The sequence below is a fragment of the Bradyrhizobium sp. LMG 9283 genome (genome assembly GCF_045571415.1).
Taxonomy (GTDB): Bacteria; Pseudomonadota; Alphaproteobacteria; order Rhizobiales; family Xanthobacteraceae; genus Bradyrhizobium.
The window spans coordinates 3,970,793-3,984,629 of sequence record NZ_CP120691.1 but is presented as its reverse complement, the minus strand read 5'-3'; the positions used below and the strand labels follow the sequence as shown (position 1 = coordinate 3,984,629).

Sequence of the window (13,837 nt, the reverse complement as noted above, 5' to 3'; positions counted from 1 at the left end):
GTTTCGATTCGGTTCGATTTCGAAGTAGCTGCAGGATGAGAACGCGCCGGCGCCGGCCGGGTTCCCGCGATAGGCGGTCGTCCCGAACAGCTGGAACCGGCGCCATACCGAGGCGTCAGGCGCCGAGGATGTCGTGGACCTCAAGCGGCTTGTCGACCTGGCTGAACCACTCGGCCCGGTTGGCCGCGCGACGGCGGCCGCGCTCGTCGAGCGGCAGCTTGAGCTGGCGGAGCAGGCTCGTCACCTCTTCCCGCGCGGTGAGATGGCCGAGATTAGGCCGCATGCCGAGCGTGGCCTCATCGATCTCGTCGAGGGCGGTCAGGCCGCGCGGAAAAAATTCGCGGTAGACGACGCGCTCGGCAAAGCCATCGACATAGCGGAAGCCGAGCCGCAGCGACAGATCCTTCAGCCCCTCGGCGACCAACTGCTTGTTGCGGGAGCCGAGCATGGACAGGCGGTTGCGCACGACGATCCAGTCGGTGGTCGCGCCGTCGACCTGGCGGCGCTTGCGCCTGACGTCGCGCACCATCTCGGCATAGTGGCTTTCGCCCGTCACCGCGTAGCTCGCGGGATCGACGGTGCCGAGCACGTCGAAATCGAGGAAGCTGTCGTTGATCGGCGTGACCAGGGTGTCGGCCATCGAATGCGCAAGCCGCATCAGATAGCTGTCGGTGCCGGGCGTATCGATGACGATGAAGTCGAAGCTGCTCTCGACCGCGGAGACTGCCTCCATGAACTGCTGGAACTCGGAATTCTCGTTCTCGGCAATCTGCATGGTCTCGCCGAGCTTGATGCAGCGATGCACCGGCAGTTCGAGGTCGAGCTTGGTGCGACGGGCCCAGGCGGCGCGGTTGTCGATATAGCGGGTGAAGCTTCGCTGGCGGCAGTCGAGGTCGATGGTGGCGACCCGCTGGCCGGCCTTCAGGAGCGCAACGGCAATGTGCAAGGCGGTGGTCGATTTGCCGGAGCCGCCCTTCTCGTTGCCGAGCACGACGACATGCGCCGCGCCGGATTGGCCTTGGCTAGCCTGCACAAGCATAGCGATCCTCAACACCCCTAACAAATATCTTCGAGTTGGCCGCCGCTGCGGTCAAGTGAAATGCGTGACAGGTAATGCAAATCGCAGCGCGCCCTGCTTCATCGTGAATCGCGCCACCTTCTTTCGTCTATGATCCAGCCCACAACGTCGCGACGTGCTGCGCCGGCTTGCGCGGGATGCTGTGCCGCATCCGGATGCATGGCGTCCACGAGCGCCACTTGTTAAGGTTAGCCGGCCGGGCGCTGCGCCCGCACCCTTCGCCGATTTCCAATCCGTCGAGTCCTGATGTCAGCAAGCCCATTGATCGCCCGCACGGTCCCCGCCCTGCGACGCGCCGTCGACAATCTCCGCAAGCGAAAGGCCACGATCGCGCTGGTCCCGACGATGGGGGCCCTCCATGACGGGCATGTGTCGCTGGTTCGCCTTGCCAAGCGGCGCGCCACTCGCGTCGTGGTGTCGATCTTCGTCAACCCGACTCAGTTTGCCCCGACCGAGGACTTTGGCGCCTACCCGCGAACCTGGAAGGCCGATATCGCCAAGCTCGTCGCCGAGGACGTCGATATCGTCTGGCACCCGGGCGTCGCGGCCATGTATCCGGAGGGCTTTGCCACCCGCATCGTGCCGGAAGGGCCGGCGCTGGCCGGGCTCGAGGACCGCTTCCGCCCGCACTTCTTCGGCGGCGTCGCCACCGTCGTCGGCAAGCTGTTCACGCAGTGCCGGCCTGATGTGGCGATCTTCGGCGAAAAGGACTTTCAGCAGTTGCGGGTGGTGACACAGATGGCGCGCGACCTCGACCTCGGCGTCAACGTGATCGGCTCCCGCACCGTGCGCGAGCGCGACGGGCTCGCGATGTCCTCGCGCAACGTCTACCTCTCGCCCGAGGAGCGTCAGACCGCCACCGTCCTCTACCGCGCCATGAAAGAGAGCGCCGGGCGCATCCGTGCCGGCGATGCGATCGCGCCCGCGATGGCCGGCGGCTCCGAGATGATCAAGGCGGCAGGCTTGGCGCTCGACTATTACGAGGTCCGCCATGCCGAGACGCTGGCACCGGTCACCTCGCGCAAGGACGGCCCCCTGCGGATCCTGGTCGCGGCCAAGCTCGGCACCACCCGGCTGATCGACAATATCGCGGTTTAGAGCAGCCCGAGATCACGCAGCTCGCGCCGCATCGGCTCCGGCATCGCCGCGATCGAGCCGGCCGCGGACTTGCCGAGATCGGCCGGCACGGAATCGTCGGTCAGATAGCGCCAGCCCTGGAACGGGCGCATCGGCCGCGGCGAGACCGAGATCACCTTCGGCTGCATCACGATCCGGCAGCGCCCGATGCCGTCCTTGTCGCGGAACGGCTCGATGCCGATGATCTTTTCGCGCGCGGCGATCTCGCCCTTGATCACCCAATAGAGCGAACCGCCGGCGAGGATTTCGGCGTCGCGCTTGGGCACCATCCGGGTGATGTGGATGTGATGTTGCGGCAGACCCTTCTTCTTGGCGGTCTGCATCCGTTCGGCCACCCACTCCTTCAATTCCTTGACGGAGTCGCAGCCGACGGCGAGCTTGATCAGATGGAGTGGCATGCCCAAGCATTAGCCGGGCAGCCACGCATTGGGAATGCCGATCTACTCGTTATCCGCAGCCGGAGCAGCGGCCGATGCCGGCGGCGGCGCGAGCGGAACCGGTGCGGCTGCCGGCGCACGCGCAGCTTTTGGCGCCGGCGGCTTCTTCGCGGCCGGCGCTGCGGCCTGTGGAGAGTTCGCGGCCGGCGCACGCGGTGCCGCCGCTGCATTTGCGGCTGGCGTTGCCTGGCGCGTCGCCGCAGTCGACGGCTCCGGATTCATGATGCTCACCGGCGGCGTCGACGAAGCGCTCGGGAACTCGGCATTGGTCGGCTTGCCCGTCGGCACCGATGGCGGCACCCCGGCAAGCGCAGCAGTGGCCGGCATCGCCGGCGCTGCTGCAGGCGTGTTCCAGGTCGGCGCATAGCGCGCGACCAGCGTGTCATAGAAATGGGAGTCCATGTTGGCAGCGACCTGCCGCTGGTCGGTCAGCGAACGGAACGCGGCGCAATCGAACTGCGTGCAGCCGTCGCGCATCACCAGCACATGCGCAACAAGGCCGTAGCGATCACGCTCCAGCGACTTGCGCAGCACCTTCATGTCGACAGTCAGGCTCTTCTCGGCCGAGGCGGTGTCGCCGAGCGCGGTCAGCCGGTCGATCCTGGCGGCCGTGTAGGAGACCGCCGCAGCCGCTGCGTCAGGCGCGCCGAACAGCGCCTTCTCGCAGCCAGCGGCGACAACATCGCCGGCGAGATCGTCGAGACAGGACAAGGCCGGCAGGCTCGCGGTCACCGCACCGTGCGCGCGCGCTTCGGCTGGAGCGGACTGCGCTTCCGGTCCATAGACGCGCACGGTGGCAGCGCCGGCGATCGCGATGGATAACAGCGTAATGACGGTCAGCGCACCGTTGGCGACCGATCTGTCGGCGCGCAGCAGCGTGATCAGGAGGATCAATCCGAAGAATCCGGCAGCCGCCAGCGTCATCCACATCGGGAAGGCCGGCGAACGCCAGATTTGGTCGAGCGAAGTGGCCCATGCCCAGTTCATGCGCGACGTCCCCTCACGCGAGCAAACAGCGGATGATCAAAGCGAGCACCGCGAGTCGGCAACTGCCCCCGCTCACCTTGTGAAGGTGAAGCAGGCCTTTTGACGGCGGCAGAATGCAATTCCCGGGGGCGCCAATGCGCTGACGGCGTCAGCCTTCAGGAGAGCGCGAGCTGGCTTTCCTTGGCAACGCGCTCGAAAGCTTCGGTCGAGCTCTTGATCCGGTACTGGCAATCGTCGCCTTCGGTCGGCAGCAGGCGGATGACCTCATAGGCGCCGCTGGCGGCCGGACGCGCAACATTGCTAGCCGTGAACAGGACGCGCGTTCCCACGGGGAATTTGTGCTTCAACACCCTCTCCATTACTCAAACAGCGCCTGCCTCGCCCAGTGTCCCACTGCGATGGCCGGCCGGAAACCCGGGCCGCTGTATAGCATGCGTCCCGTCGTTTTGGCCAGCGCCATGCCGGCATGATCCGCGCTCAAATTTTCCAGCCATTTCAGAATGATAGGGGCCAACCGGCGGGCCAATGATACCGTCGGAGCGGCTCATTCTGCCGACCTGTCGCAGGCGAGTGTCGCACCTTCCCGATCCCTCGGCCCTCGCCCATTGCGGCCTGAGGGCCGCCGGCCGGCAGACGGTCAGCTGCCCCCGTCAGGCCTGCCGATCAGGCATCCTCGAATTTTGCGATCCGAAGCGTCTCGGCCAGCCCGTCGCGCGTCCATTCCTGGAACGCCGGCAACGCCATCATTGTCTCCATGTAGCCCTTGGTGTCCGGCGCCACCTCGATCGCATAGGTACGGAAGCGGTGCACGACCGGGGCATACATGGCGTCCGCCGCGCCGAAGCGGCCGAACAGGAACGGTCCCTTCGCGCCATAGCGGGTGCGGCACTCGCGCCAGATCTCCTCGATCCGCGCGATGTTGGCCTTGGCGTCCGCCGACAGCGTCACGGAGCGGATCGGCCGATGCAGGTTCATGCCGCATTCGTTGCGCAGCGCCACGAAGCCGGAATGCATCTCGGCGCACACCGAACGGGCATGCGCGCGCGCAGCGACATCGTCGGGCCACAGCTTCTTCTCGGGATAGCGCTCGGCGATGTATTCGATGATGGCAAGCGAGTCCCACACCGTGATGTCACCGTCGACCAGCACCGGCACCTTGCCCGCGCGGCTGAAGGACAGGATCTGCTCCTTGTCCGCGGGATTGTCGGTATAGAGCGGGATCAGCGTCTCCACGAACGGGATGTCGTTGGCGCGAAGCGCGAGCCAGGGCCGCATCGACCATGACGAGTAGTTCTTGTTGCCGATCGCGAGTTTCAGCGCAGCCATGTCACCAGTCCTTCTCGAGACGTCCTAGAGCGAGCTGCTTTTAACGCCATCGCCTGCCGCCAATCAATCGTTGCTGCGCCCCGTCATGCGTGGCAATTGTTGCGGTCCTTGCCAGGAGACAGACATGAGCAGGCATTGGGTCGACATCGCCGCCGTCGGCTTCTTCATCATCGAATGGCTGGTCTATGCCCTGACGCTGGAGCACTCGGCCTACGGCCGCGACAGCCTGTCGGCGCGCATGAATCGCTATCGCGAGGTCTGGGTGCGACGGATGCTCGATCGAGATACCCGCATGGTCGACATGCAGATCATGGCCTCGCTCCAGAACGGCACCGCCTTCTTTGCCTCCACCAGCCTGTTCGCGCTCGGCGGCGCTCTGGCGCTGCTGCACGCTACCAACGACGCGATCACGATTCTGAGCAAGCTGCCGATCGACCTCAGCACCTCGCCCGCGATGTGGGAGCTGAAATGCGTCGGCCTCGTGCTGATCTGCGTCTACGCCTTCTTCAAGTTCGCCTGGGCCTACCGCCTATTCAACTATGTCGCGATCCTGTTCGGCGGCATGCCGCCGGCCGACCGGCGCGACACGCCGGAGGCCGAAGCTCATGTCATCCGCACCTCGCGCCTGTTCGAATCCGCCGGCCGCCATTTCAACCGCGGCCAGCGCGCCTTCTTCTTCGCGCTCGGCTATCTCGGCTGGTTCGTCAGCCCTTGGGTGCTGTTCGTGACCACCGCAGCCGTGGTGGTCGTGACCTGGCGCAGGCAGTTCGCGTCGAGCGCCTGGGCCGCGATGGCGCCGGAGGTGAACGGTGATGAGGGGATGAAGCGCAGTCATTGAGGCACGTGTCCCGGACAGGCTGCAATGCGTAAAGCATTGCAGCTTAGAGCCGGGACCCAGGGCAACGCGGCACGGCGCAGATAGATAGACGGGCCCCGGCTCTGCAGCGCATCGTCGAAGTGACGCTGCGCTGCGTCCGGGGCACGCGAGCGAAGCGTGGCGCGCGCACTCTCCTCCTCGCAATGACGGAATATGAGTCGACGGCTCGCCCTCCAAATATCACTGTCATTCCCCGCGCAGGCGGGAATCCAGTACGCCGCTGCGCCGCGCCGGTTGACACGACTGCCGCTCCGCTCCATCCGGGCTACGGGAGCGCTACGACCCAAAATCCTTCGGGCTGAACGGCAGGTCCAGCACCTTCCATTCCCCGTACAAATTGGCCGGCAGCATCTTGTAGGGCTGGCAGTTCTGGAGCGCGCTCATTGCCGACTTGACGATGGCCACGCCCTTCGCGGACGGCGGAGCTTCGATCAGGATGGGCTCGCGCGCCAGCGTGCCGTCGGTGGCGAACACCGTGCGCAGCTTGATGTGGACGTTGTCGGTCGGCGCGACCCCGGCGGGCAGCTTGGCGCAGCTTCGCAAATGACGACGAAGCGCGGCGATGACTTCGGCCGGCAGTTTGGCTGCGATCGAATCCTTGGCGTCGCCGCCATCGTCCTTGGTCGCGCCTTTCGGCTCGACCGGCAATTCGGGCGGCAGGCCCAGCATGACTCCGTATTTGACGGTGACGTCCGGCTGGGGCGCCTGATAGGCCGGCGGCGCCGCCTGCTGCTGCGGCATCGCCTGAGGCGGCGGTTGTGGCATCGGCTGAGGCTGAGCTTGCTGCGGTGGCTGAGGCTGCGGTTGCAGGTCGGCCTCACGCTGCTTCGACGCCTGTGCGGGTTGCGGCTGTTTCTGCTGTGGCTCGGGCGAGACCTGCGGTGATGGCGATGGTGCAGCAGCCTGCTGGTTGGCTGCGGGCTTCGACGCTGCGTCCGCCTTGTCGGTAACATCGAGCTTGGGCAGCTTCAGGTCGGGAAGCGGCTCCGGCGGCTTCTCCTTCGCCGCTTCCTTCTCCTCGGCCTTGGCTTCCTCCTGCTTCACCTGCTCCGGCGTGACGATGTCGACCGTGACAGTCTCAGGCGGCGCGGCGTGAAACGGATGGACCTCGCTGATCACAATGATCAGCGCCACCAGCGTCAGATGCGCGATTGCCGAGGCCGCAATGTCCGTCCGTATGATCTTCCGCAGTTCCATCGACCGATCTTGGGTTGCCATCGCGGTCCTAGCATACCCCGGGTCCCTCTCAATCCCATTTCGGGGCGAAGCCAAAGTCGGTCAGGCGTCCCCTGGGATTGGCGAGCGCGGCGATCCGGCTCATCTCCTCCTCCGACAGCTCGAAATCGAAGATCTCGACGTTTTCCGACAGGCGCTCGACGCGCGAGGTGCGCGGGATCGCAGCGACATTCTGTTGCACCAGCCAGCGCAGGCAGACCTGCGCCGGCGTCTTGCGGTGGATGCGCCCGATCCCGGCAAGCGTCTGGTCGGTCTTGATGCGACCCTTGGCGATAGGGCTGTAGGCGACCAGCGCGAGGCCGTGCTGGTCGCAGGCCGCCCTCACCTTCGCCTGGTCGAGATAAGGGTGATATTCGACCTGGTTGCAGACGAGCGGCTCCGGCGAGGCCGCCACCGCCTGCTCGATCAACGCCACCGTGAAATTGGAGACACCGATGTGCCGGGTCAGGCCCATCGTCTTTGCATGCGACAGTGCGCCAAGCGTCTCCGCCAGCGGCACGTGGGGATTGGGCCAGTGCAGCAGCAACAGATCGACGGAGGAAAGCCGCAGGCGTGCGAGGCTCTCCTTGACCGAGCGTTCGAGATCGTAGGGCGCGAAATGGTTGGTCCAGACCTTCGTCGTGAGGAAGACGTCGTCGCGGCGCACGCCGGAGGCGCGCAAGCCATCGCCGACCTCGCGCTCATTGTCGTAGACCTGCGCGGTGTCGAGGTGGCGATAGCCGAGCCGCAGCGCCTGCTCGACCACGCGCGCGCAGGTGCGCCCTTCCAGCTCCCAGGTCCCGAGCCCGATCGCCGGAATCCTTGCGTCATTGGCCTCGACGAACAGCATGAGGAATCCTCTCTGTTGCGGCAGCCCAAATGTCATTATGGACCCGGCCGATGATGCTGCCAACGGAAGGCGCAGCGGCCAGGCCTGGATATTCAATGCAAGACTAACGCGAGGTGTGCGTCAGACCTTGGCGAGCGCCTGGAACACCATGTCCGGCGCGTGCGCGATCACGGCGAGCAGCGCGCGGGCCGGGCCGCGAGGGGCGCGCTTGCCCTGCTCCCAATTGCGGATGGTCTCGACGGGGACACCAAGCTTGGCGGCGAACTCCATCTGGGTCAGGCAGGCGCGGCGGCGCAAATCGCGCACCGCGAGTGGGCCGGTATCAGTCGGCGCGGCATTGGCCGCAGGCTGGACCGGAAATTCCTGCCCATCCCGCAACTCCACGACCCGCCCATCCGCCTTCAGTCGCAACCGCATGTCCAGTCCCCCACGCGCGGGTGATGATGCGGCAGGTCGCTTAAGTTCGGATTAAAGATACGAGGTCTCGTGCCCCGGACGCAGCGCAGCGCGCCGCGTTTGCGGCGTGGTGCGCTGCTGAGCCGGGGCCCATATGCCGCAGGACCGTGCCGCCTTCTGGGTCCCGGTTCTGCGCAGCAGCGCTACGCGCCGCAGCGCGCCCGGGACACGTGAGTGAGGGTGAAATCTACTTCAACCCGAACCAGAGCGTCGCGATGCCGAGGAAGGAGAAGAAGCCGACCACATCGGTCACGGTGGTCACAAACGTGCCCGACGCCACCGCGGGGTCCGCCCGCACGCGCTCCAGCGCCATCGGGATCAGGATGCCGCCAAGCGCGCCGGCGACGAGGTTGCAGATGATGGCGAGCCCGATGACGATGCCAAGGCCCGGGATCTTGAACCAGGCGACCGCAGCAATGCCCGTGATCACGGCGAAGGCGAGCCCATTGACGAGGCCGACCAGCGCCTCGCGCAGCACCACGCGCCAGGCATTGGAGGAGCCGAGCTCGCGCGTCGCCAGTGCCCGCACCGCGACCGTCATGGTCTGGGTCGCTGCATTGCCGCCCTGGCTCGCCACGATCGGCGCCAGCACCGCGAGCGCAACCATCTTCTCGAGCTGCCCCTCGAACAGGCCGAGCACGGAGGACGCGAGGAACGCGGTGGCGAGATTGACCAACAGCCAGTTGAAACGGCCGCGGGCAATCGTCAGGAACGTGTCCGACAGCTCTTCGTCGCTGGTGACGCCGCCGAGCGCCTTGAGGTCCTCGTCCGCCTCCTCCTCGATGACGTCGACGACGTCGTCGACGGTGATGACGCCGACGAGGCGGTCCTGGGTGTCGAGCACGGGGGCGGCGACGAGATTGTATTTGCCGAACATGCGCGCCACCTCTTCCTGGTCCTCCAGGACGGAGACGCGCCGACGGTCCTCGTCGGTGAGCTCGGTCAGCGCCACCGGCCGGCGCGTGCGCAAGAGCACGTCGAGCGGCACGGCGCCCTGCCAGTGCTGGTCCTTGTCGACGACGTAGATCTCGTAAAAGCGGTCGGGCAGATCCGGCGTCTCGCGCATGTAGTCGATCGCCTGGCCCACGGTGAAATCCTGGGGCACGGCGATGAACTCGGTCTGCATACGGCGGCCGGCGGAGTTCTCCGGATACAGCAGGCTGCGCTCGAGCGCGACGCGCTCCTTGAGCGGCAGCTTCTCGAGAATCTCCTCCTGCTCCTCGGCGTCGAGGGTCTCCAGGAGTTCGACCGCATCGTCGGATTCGAGCTCGCGGACACCCTCGGCGACCGTCTCCGGCGGCAGCTCCTCGAGGATCTCCTCGCGCACGGTCTCGTCGACCTCGTTCAGCGCAGAGAAGTCGAAATCACGGCCGGTGAGCTCGACGAGGCGGACGCGGTCGTCGGGCTGCAATGCCCCGATCAAATCGCCGAGATCGGCCTCGTGCAGCTCCGCGACACAGGCGCGCAGCGCCGCACTGTCGCCGGCTTCGATTGCACGGGCAATTTCTTCGACGAATTCGTGACGAATTTCGCCGTCTTCATTGCGCATCGGCACGTGGTCGAGTACCGAATCCGCAGCGGATGGGGCAACGTCCATATGTTCATCCATGGCGCGCCTCGCCGTTTGACAGGTTGGAACGAGTGATCTGGGCTGACGCTCAGGCAATACCCACAAGGCAACTGCGAGCGCAATGGCTAAGATGCTTGGACCGAGGTGGATCTCGATGATGGCGGGCGCGCTCGTCGCGGCCGTCCTCGGCATCGCCTCGACGGATGCCGCCGAGTGCCCGCGCAAGGACGCGCTCGGCACCTCGCGTATCCTGAGCGTCGATGCCAAGACCTATCCACGCATCGGCTTGAAGAGCTTTCCGCAGACGCTGCCGCTGGCCAATCACGAGGTGGTGCTGACCTTCGACGACGGGCCGAACCCGCCGACCACATCGAAGGTGCTGGCGGCGCTGGCGCAGGAGTGCGTGCGCGCAACCTTCTTCCTGATCGGCCTGCACGCCTCCCAGCATCCCGATATGGTCAAGCGCATCGCGCGCGAGGGCCACACCATCGGCCACCACACCTTCTCGCATCCGTTCATGGCGCGAATCCCGTTCGACAAGGCTAGGAGCGAGATCGACCGCGGCATCGCGGCCGACGAGACGGCGCTGCACGGGGTGTCGACGACGACACCGTCGACGCCGTTCTTCCGCTTCCCCTATTTCGAGGGGACGCAAGCGCAGCTCGACCTGCTCCAGTCGCGCGGCATCGTCGTGTTCGGTGCCGATCTCTGGGCCAGCGACTGGAACGAGATGACGCCGGAGCAGGAGTTGAAGCTCGTCACCGAGCGCTTAGCTGCGGCCGGAAAGGGTATCATCCTCTTCCACGACCCCAAGGCGCGCACGGCGGCGATCATGCCGGCCTTCCTGCGGTATCTGAGAGAGAACGGATTTCGCGTGGTTCACGTCGTAGCGGCCGGCGCTCCGCAGAAGAGCGCTGATTCGCGCTGATGCCGGAATGTCACGCCGGCGCAAAACGGGGTGATTTGGGACCCATTAACACTCTGTTCATGCTATCCCGTGCAAGTTGAGGGCGGCTGCGGCTGAACCGTTTTGGGGCATCTCCGACCTATTTAGGCGCCAATTGCATGAGGGCAGACCGGGTTCATGATCGGAAGTAGCGTTGTCTTGCGGACGCGATCGTGGATCGTCCTCTGTCTGGGAATGCTGAGCGTCGGTTCGCCGGCGGCGCTTGCGGCCGACTGCCCCGGCCACCCGGACGCGCTTGGGACGTCCCGCACCCTCGTGGTCGATCCGCGCGAGCATCCGCGCATCGGCACGATGCAGTACCGCGAGACGCTGCCGTTGAAGGATCATGAGGTCGTCCTGACCTTCGACGACGGTCCGTTGCCAAAATATTCCAACCAGGTGCTGAAGATCCTCGCCGACGAGTGCATCAAGGCGACCTTCTTCATCATCGGCAATCAGGCCAAGGCCAATCCGGAAGGCGTGCGCAAGCTGGTCGCGGCGGGCCACACGGTCGGCACGCACAGCATGGACCATCCGCTGACCTTCGACCGGATGCCGATCGAAAAGGCCGAGGCCGAGATCAACGGCGGCATCGAATGGACCTCGGCCGCGATGACCGATCCATCCCAACTCGCCCCGTTCTTCCGCATTCCGGGCCTGATGCGCGCCGAGGGCGTCGAGAACCTTCTGATCTCGCGCGGCATCCAGGTGTGGAGCGCCGACTTCCCGGCCGACGACTGGCGGCACGTGTCGTCCGACCGCGTCTATCAGCTCGCGATCCAGCGGCTGGAGGCCAAGGGCAAGGGCATTTTGCTGCTGCACGACATCCAGGCCCGCACCGTGGCGGCGCTGCCGAAGATCATCCGCGACCTCAAGGCGCGCGGCTATCGCATCGTGCATGTGGTGCCCGCGACTGCCGAGCGGCCGGCGACGCCGACCACGGCGGTCGAATGGCTGCTGCATCCGCCGACCGAGACGACGCCGATCGCGCGCTGGCCGCGCGTGCCGAATTTCGTATTCACGCAGACCCGGATGCTGCCGGCGCCCGCGCTTGCCGACCTCAATGCGCGGGCCGAGCATCAGCCGCTGCTGCCGCGCCGGACCAAGGGGCAGATGGACATCGCATCCACCCTGCCCGTCCCCGACCGCGATCTGTTCGCGATTCCGGAAGGCTCGGTCGAGGTGCTGTTATCGACGACCTTGTCGCGGCGTGCCGCGACGCGGCTGGCGATGGCAGCCGAGACACCTCATGCGGCCAGGGGCAAGGCAGCACAGGGCAACGCAGCAAAGGGCAAGACAGCCAGGCTGCAAGGGCGGCGTACAGCGCATGCAGCGGCGGCACCGGATCATGCCGCGCAACCCATCGACATTGCACCCAAGAGCACTGCAGCCAAGAGAACTGCAGCCAAGGGCGCGGCCTCCAAGAGCGCTACACCCCGCCCGACCCGCGTCGCCAGTCTGAAGAAGCGCGCTTAAGCCCTCACTGCCGCATGATTGCGGCGACGCAGAGCAGCACGATCAGTGCCAAGAAAAACAGGTCCATATAGGACTTGAGCTCGCCGTCACGCCGCAGCCGTGCAACGTCGGCGACGACTTGCTTGCGTGCCGTGGTTCCGCCCGAACCGTCGTTGATCGGAGCCTGAAGGCGCTTGGTCTCTGCCTCCAGCTTCTCGATTTTCTGGAAGAAGTAGAACGCGCGCAACGTCGAGGCCGCGCGCATGGCGGCATAGACCAGCACCAGGATCGCGATGATCGCCCGGTTCTGATATTTCTCCATGAAGTTCAGGCTGAAATAGACCATCGCCATGAAGGCGAAGTTGGTGAAGAAGCGATAGACGAAGCTGAGAAAGACCATGCGCGCTCGAGCCTTGAGGGTAGCGCAATCGGATCGTTGCGCGTACGGGATCAGGGGCCAAACCGGACTGGCCGGCCTGGATGCCGTCCAGGCCCGTCTACGCCAAGTCTATTTCAACAAAGATACGATCGCCCCGCACCCGCCGCCTTTTAGCCACACCCGGCCATAATGCAAGCCGGAGCACGCCGCCGGTCCATGGCGACACCGGCGGCCGCAACGGCTCAATGGCGATTTGGCTGAAGTCGCGATAGACTGGGGACCGGCCGCCACATCTGGGGTCTGCCGATGCCGAAGAAGGGAATCACGGGCCACGACGAGTGGGTGCTGACGGAGGCGCTCGCAACCGCCCTGGTCGCGCTGGAGCAGCTCGAGCCGAAGCACCGGCCGAACGCACACATGGACGACATCCGCAAACTGCTCGCGAACGGCAAGGAGCCGGCGGCGGTGAGGCTGCACCTGGCTCAGGCCAAATGCCGCCTGTTTCCCGGGCTCGACCCGCTGGAGATCTACCGGGAATACGGCATCGGCGAGGAGTATGGCTAAGGGCGCCGGTCGACCATCGAGCTAAGGCCCGCCGGCGACTGATCCCGCGATCACCATGACCAGCGCGCCAAGATCGATCTTGCCGTTGACGATCAGCTCCTCCGAGCCTTTCGCATCTCCCGCGCCCTGGACCTTGAGCGATTGCGGCCGGTCGGCGGCCTGACGCTGCAACTCGCCGACGATCGCTTCCTTGAGCTTTTCTTCCAGCATGGGCCCCTCCTCAGGCCGCCATCGTGCGGCAGGATTGGGCGCAGGAACGGCACATCGCGACGCATTCGTCCATGCCGCCGATCCGCGCGCAATCCTCGGCGCATTCGCTGCAGATTTCGGCGCACTCACCGCATGTATGCTTGTGATGCGGCGTGTTGATCAGCATGAAATGCGCGGCCGTCCGGCACATCTCCGCGCAGGCCATCATCAGACGGAAGTGTTTTGGCTCGACGTGATTGCCGCCGCTCTCAAGGCAATGGTTCATCGCCGTGCCGAGGCATGTCTGATAGCAGCTCATGCAGAGTTCGATGCAGCGGGTCATCTCTTCGGATTGAGCCATCGGTTGTCTC

17 protein-coding genes are annotated in these 13,837 nt (G+C 65.6%); 5 read left to right on the top strand and 12 right to left on the bottom strand.

The features are described 5' to 3' along the window. Positions 1-115 precede the first annotated feature (115 nt). Positions 116-1,039, bottom strand: coding sequence for a division plane positioning ATPase MipZ (locus tag P6U29_RS18780; protein WP_407118919.1), 924 nt, complete (start codon positions 1,037-1,039; stop codon positions 116-118). 285 nt (positions 1,040-1,324) lie between these two features. Between P6U29_RS18780 and panC the strand changes: the two genes are divergently transcribed. After that, the gene (panC, locus tag P6U29_RS18775) at positions 1,325-2,176 is read left to right on the top strand and encodes a pantoate--beta-alanine ligase (RefSeq protein ID WP_407118918.1); all 852 of its coding nucleotides are present in this window, start codon (positions 1,325-1,327) and stop codon (positions 2,174-2,176) included. Here panC and P6U29_RS18770 read toward each other — a convergent pair. The 4 genes from P6U29_RS18770 to P6U29_RS18755 form a co-directional block, all read right to left on the bottom strand. Then, positions 2,173-2,613, bottom strand: coding sequence for a DUF1489 family protein (locus tag P6U29_RS18770; RefSeq protein ID WP_036015220.1), 441 nt, complete (start codon positions 2,611-2,613; stop codon positions 2,173-2,175). The genes panC and P6U29_RS18770 overlap by 4 nt on opposite strands. Before the next feature lie 42 nt (positions 2,614-2,655). Next, a complete protein-coding gene (locus P6U29_RS18765) occupies positions 2,656-3,639 on the bottom strand; it encodes a hypothetical protein (protein ID WP_407118917.1) in 984 nt (327 codons plus the stop codon). A gap of 155 nt (positions 3,640-3,794) precedes the next feature. Further along, the gene (locus tag P6U29_RS18760; RefSeq protein ID WP_085969273.1) at positions 3,795-3,998 is read right to left on the bottom strand and encodes a hypothetical protein; all 204 of its coding nucleotides are present in this window, start codon (positions 3,996-3,998) and stop codon (positions 3,795-3,797) included. Positions 3,999-4,302: 304 nt separating this feature from the next. Then, the gene (locus tag P6U29_RS18755) at positions 4,303-4,965 is read right to left on the bottom strand and encodes a glutathione S-transferase family protein (protein WP_407118916.1); all 663 of its coding nucleotides are present in this window, start codon (positions 4,963-4,965) and stop codon (positions 4,303-4,305) included. Positions 4,966-5,089: 124 nt separating this feature from the next. Here P6U29_RS18755 and P6U29_RS18750 point away from each other — a divergent pair, with 124 nt between their 5' ends. Beyond that, positions 5,090-5,803 carry a DUF599 domain-containing protein gene (locus tag P6U29_RS18750; protein ID WP_407118915.1) on the top strand — a complete coding sequence of 238 codons (714 nt, stop codon included), beginning with the start codon at positions 5,090-5,092 and terminating at the stop codon, positions 5,801-5,803. 315 nt (positions 5,804-6,118) lie between these two features. Here the strand turns inward: P6U29_RS18750 and P6U29_RS18745 are convergent, their stop codons facing one another. From P6U29_RS18745 to mgtE, 4 genes are all read right to left on the bottom strand, one after another. Beyond that, on the bottom strand, positions 6,119-7,039 hold the full coding sequence (locus tag P6U29_RS18745; protein ID WP_407118914.1) for a hypothetical protein: 921 nt from the start codon (positions 7,037-7,039) through the stop codon (positions 6,119-6,121). 49 nt (positions 7,040-7,088) lie between these two features. Further along, positions 7,089-7,907 carry an aldo/keto reductase gene (locus P6U29_RS18740; RefSeq protein WP_407118913.1) on the bottom strand — a complete coding sequence of 273 codons (819 nt, stop codon included), beginning with the start codon at positions 7,905-7,907 and terminating at the stop codon, positions 7,089-7,091. Positions 7,908-8,027: 120 nt separating this feature from the next. Then, positions 8,028-8,324, bottom strand: coding sequence for a helix-turn-helix domain-containing protein (locus tag P6U29_RS18735; protein ID WP_407118912.1), 297 nt, complete (start codon positions 8,322-8,324; stop codon positions 8,028-8,030). 226 nt (positions 8,325-8,550) lie between these two features. Beyond that, positions 8,551-9,972 carry a magnesium transporter gene (mgtE, locus tag P6U29_RS18730; RefSeq protein ID WP_407118910.1) on the bottom strand — a complete coding sequence of 474 codons (1,422 nt, stop codon included), beginning with the start codon at positions 9,970-9,972 and terminating at the stop codon, positions 8,551-8,553. Between the two features lie 115 nt (positions 9,973-10,087). On the opposite strand from mgtE, the gene P6U29_RS18725 reads away from it, so the two are divergent. Further along, positions 10,088-10,861 (top strand): polysaccharide deacetylase family protein, encoded by a 774-nt coding sequence (locus tag P6U29_RS18725; RefSeq protein ID WP_407119354.1) that lies wholly within the window; start codon positions 10,088-10,090, stop codon positions 10,859-10,861. A 156-nt stretch (positions 10,862-11,017) separates the two neighbouring features. Continuing rightward, complete coding sequence (locus P6U29_RS18720; protein ID WP_407118909.1) at positions 11,018-12,355, top strand: polysaccharide deacetylase family protein; 1,338 nt, start codon at positions 11,018-11,020, stop codon at positions 12,353-12,355. Positions 12,356-12,359: 4 nt separating this feature from the next. On the opposite strand, the gene P6U29_RS18715 is transcribed toward P6U29_RS18720, so the two are convergent. Then, positions 12,360-12,734: a hypothetical protein gene (locus P6U29_RS18715; protein ID WP_122402829.1), complete on the bottom strand. Its 375-nt coding sequence runs from the start codon at positions 12,732-12,734 to the stop codon at positions 12,360-12,362. Positions 12,735-13,019: 285 nt separating this feature from the next. On the opposite strand from P6U29_RS18715, the gene P6U29_RS18710 reads away from it, so the two are divergent. Then, complete coding sequence (locus P6U29_RS18710; protein ID WP_407118908.1) at positions 13,020-13,277, top strand: hypothetical protein; 258 nt, start codon at positions 13,020-13,022, stop codon at positions 13,275-13,277. A gap of 21 nt (positions 13,278-13,298) precedes the next feature. Here P6U29_RS18710 and P6U29_RS18705 read toward each other — a convergent pair whose 3' ends face one another. Together P6U29_RS18705 and P6U29_RS18700 are read right to left on the bottom strand one after the other, a co-directional pair. After that, positions 13,299-13,487: a hypothetical protein gene (locus tag P6U29_RS18705; protein ID WP_407118907.1), complete on the bottom strand. Its 189-nt coding sequence runs from the start codon at positions 13,485-13,487 to the stop codon at positions 13,299-13,301. 10 nt (positions 13,488-13,497) lie between these two features. Next, positions 13,498-13,827 (bottom strand): four-helix bundle copper-binding protein, encoded by a 330-nt coding sequence (locus P6U29_RS18700; protein ID WP_407118906.1) that lies wholly within the window; start codon positions 13,825-13,827, stop codon positions 13,498-13,500. Positions 13,828-13,837: the final 10 nt, after the last annotated feature.